The following is a 2,447-nucleotide window of genomic DNA, read 5'->3' on the forward strand; positions in this document are numbered from 1 at the left end:
TGTGTTCTACTTTTGGAACCCCAATCCTGTTTTGCGTAACAATGCTGCCCTTTTACAGAATACCCGTGAGTTCTTGGCATATGATGCGCAACTCCACGTTCATCAACTTTTCTGTTTAATTCATCACACTTTTGGCACAATACAGATCTTTTTTCTGTATCCGCTTTTGGATTTTTTTATAGCCAACACCAAGACGTCTCAGGGCTTTCAAAATACTAACAGCACTAACCCAAAAGCGCTCTGGCTGATCAGCATCAAGATCTATCTTGAATATCGTGTTTTAAACAGTCCATGTCCATTGTGCTGACTGGCTTAGAGTGGACGAATGTCGGTTCTAAACACCTACTCCCTCTATAATCTGCTTCCCCATTCCAAAACGTTTACCAGAGTCCTCATAGCTTAATCCTTCTTTCTTCTTAATTCCTCAACTCTTCCGACGAAAATTTAATGAATACGATATCTTTAAATAATATTTTTTTTTATTATAAATATTATATAGTTAATTTGCTGTGTATCTAGAAGTCATAAAAAAGATGCTCCCTAAAACCCTTGTATATATTGATGACAGTAATGTAGATACGGCAGATTGCAAAAAGAGTAAGATACACTATGGGATAAAAAAAGCGAGCAACTGGTTGCTAAAAAGAGTTTTAGATATTACAAAATAACCTATAGTATAGCTGAAATAATCAATCCATAGTACCCCATGGCTTTTAACGGATTGGGTAGAACAGTGATTAATCAAAGCGCTAAAACCTGGATTAATTGTGGATCATACCTCATTTTATAACGCTTATAAGACCGAAGAATTCATTGAACGATTGGCTGCGGACTAATTTTTTTACTGCCATATCTATCTGCCTGAGAAATTCTGGGCTACTATGAAACGATGCATTAGCCGTAATATTACTCAATATACTGAACTCTATAAAACCTTACTTGAATTTTTTAAATCTTATCTTTAAGCTAAATTCTTATAGCAAAACCACTACGCAACTAACAGGAGCTACACGTTCCTAGTCATAATGCTACCTTATAAAAAAGATCAAATTTTTATCTTACTTTAGTTGTATACCTCAATATCTTCATAATAAACTGGTGCTGGGGTAATCCCTCCCCCTCGAGAAGCAAGAAGTGCTGCAGTGGTGGCAGTGGCTGCTGCAATTGGCCATCCAGTACCTCCAACATATCCCGCTCCTCCATAGCCGCCTGAATAGCCTCCCCCATATCCATTGATAGAAGCATTTTTTTGAACACTAACATTATTAGATGCTTTAGGGCTTTGGTTCATTGAAGAAAATCCAAGACGGGTAGGATGACCGTGAGAGCCACCATACCCTCTGAACCCTCCATGATGGCCTCCGCCCCGGGAAAATCCACTAGAACTCCCTATAAAATTAATAATTAATAAAAAGTAAATAAGTTTTTTGTTCATTTTTATATATTTAATTTTATTTTCATTCATAATTATTCCCCAAAAAAATTAAAAAATCTTTAAATAATGAAAAGTGTAATTAAAATTTGAATTCTGTGAATAAAAAATTTCAATTGCTTGATTAAATTGTCTTGTAAATTTAGTCTGCTCTGTAGGTCGATACAGGGAATAGGGAAGATTATAATAAAAGAAATAACTATTGCGCGACAGCGTTTAAGGTCTAACACTATTTCCCAGTTATAATCTGATCTAAGTATATTATTGCAAGTCATCAATTAATACGGCGTTGATTATTTATGAATATTTAAAATAGGCATAAAAATTATTCTAATAAATAAGTAATACACAGGGAAATACATGGATAAAGCGACAATAAATCTAAAAAATATAGGGAGTCCGGGAGTAATAGCCAACAAGCTTCAAGGAAATACCTATAAATAATAGTAAATTATTTGAAGTATTAGATTTAATCAGGGATACATTCAAAAAATGCTGCAAATCCTATAAATATCAGGGCATAAAAAAATTTAAGCAGCCATCTCGTTCAAAGCGTAACGAGGAAAAAAATTTATAAAAAATCACCTTGAATTAAGTGCATGCTAAGATAACAAGAAAATGTTCACAAGCCCATATCAGAACGATTTAAGAAAAAGTAATATACGCCTTGAGCAAAGGCACACCACAAAAAAAAGTATCAAAAATGTTTGAGATATATAGGAGTACAGTAATTAGTGTGTCGACATTTAAGTTTACTTTAGAATTATGAGTGATGCAGCAAAATGAAGGAAGGGCGTGTGAAAGTGTGTCATGGTTTGGTGCAACGCGCCTGAAATGGGTTAACGTGTTGAACATTCGCTCGACTAGAGTGCGTTCTTTGTAAAAACCTGCCTCAAATTCTCTGGGGTTTTTTGCATGGATCGTGGGGAGATGACGGCTTTACTGCTGCCAATATAATGTGTCAGCATAATAGACAATGTTATCAGCATCGTAACCTTTAAAGTCAAAGTTCTCC

Annotated in this window: 1 protein-coding gene; it reads right to left on the minus strand. The window is 35.0% G+C overall.

What is annotated here, in order from left to right; genetic code table 11:
- Positions 1 to 1,063 precede the first annotated feature (1,063 nt).
- Positions 1,064 to 1,435, minus strand: coding sequence for a hypothetical protein (locus HCUR_RS01775; RefSeq protein WP_129591838.1), 372 nt, complete (start codon positions 1,433 to 1,435; stop codon positions 1,064 to 1,066).
- Positions 1,436 to 2,447: the final 1,012 nt, after the last annotated feature.

It is taken from the genome of Holospora curviuscula, assembly GCF_002930195.1.
GTDB lineage: Bacteria > Pseudomonadota > Alphaproteobacteria > Holosporales > Holosporaceae > Holospora > Holospora curviuscula.